This is a genomic window from Ruegeria sp. AH12 (assembly GCF_056541465.1).
On record NZ_JBQFYL010000100.1, the window covers coordinates 1 to 907 of the forward strand.

The 907-nt window shown below is 59.2% G+C and carries 2 protein-coding genes; both read left to right on the top strand.

Annotation, left to right across the window (positions count from 1 at the left end; genetic code table 11):
* Positions 1-489, top strand: a 489-nt coding sequence (locus tag ACR0EL_RS21900) for a thiamine phosphate synthase (protein WP_480502275.1), incomplete at its 5' end; no start/stop codon positions are given.
* Positions 486-907 (top strand): HesA/MoeB/ThiF family protein (locus tag ACR0EL_RS21905; protein ID WP_480502276.1); only part of this gene is annotated, 422 nt, incomplete at its 3' end. The genes ACR0EL_RS21900 and ACR0EL_RS21905, both read left to right, overlap by 4 nt.

Genomic DNA, 907 nt, shown 5'->3' on the forward strand with positions numbered 1-907 from the left:
GATGCGGTGCGCGCGCAGTTGCCGGAGGCGCGGGATTTGTGCCGCGACCACGGCGCGCTGTTGGTGGTCAATGACTATTGGGAACTGGCGATTGAGCTAGACTGCGACTGGGTGCACCTAGGGCAGGAAGATCTGGATACCGCTGACCTTGACGCGATCCGAGCTGCTGGATTGAAACTTGGAGTCTCAACCCATGACGAAGCAGAGCTTAAGCGTGCGCTGGCTTTGCGGCCTGACTATGTGGCACTCGGGCCCGTTCATCCGACCATTCTTAAAAAGATGAAATGGCACCAGCAGGGTGTCGAAAAGCTGACCGACTGGAAGGCGCGGATCGGACCTATTCCGCTTGTGGCGATAGGTGGCATGTCGGTCGAGCGCGCGCAGGGTGCGTTCGCCGCCGGGGCCGACATCGTGTCCGCCGTGACCGACATCACCTTGAAGGACGACCCAGAAGCCCGTGTACGCGAATGGCTAAGGATCTGCCTATGAGCCGCTATGCACGCCAGATTGCTGTACTTGGCTTTGGCGCGTCGGGGCAGGAAAACCTGCGCACCGCGCATGTACTGGTGATTGGCGCAGGAGGGCTTGCCGCACCAGTGCTGCAATATCTGGTCGGGGCCGGTGTGGGACGTATCCGTTTGGTTGATGCTGACAAGATCAGCCTGTCGAACCTGCACCGCCAAACGCTGTTCCGTGAACGCGACATAGGGCAATCCAAAGTGCAGGTGGCAGCACGTGAAATGATGGCGCTGAATGATGAGGTGCGGATCGAACCGGTCGAAACCCGCTTTGATCCGGCCAATGCCTCGCAACTTTGTCAGGGCATCAATCTGGTGCTGGATTGTGCCGACAGTTTTGCCGCCAGCTATGTGGCCTCGGATGTTTGCCTTGATGCCGATTTGCCGCT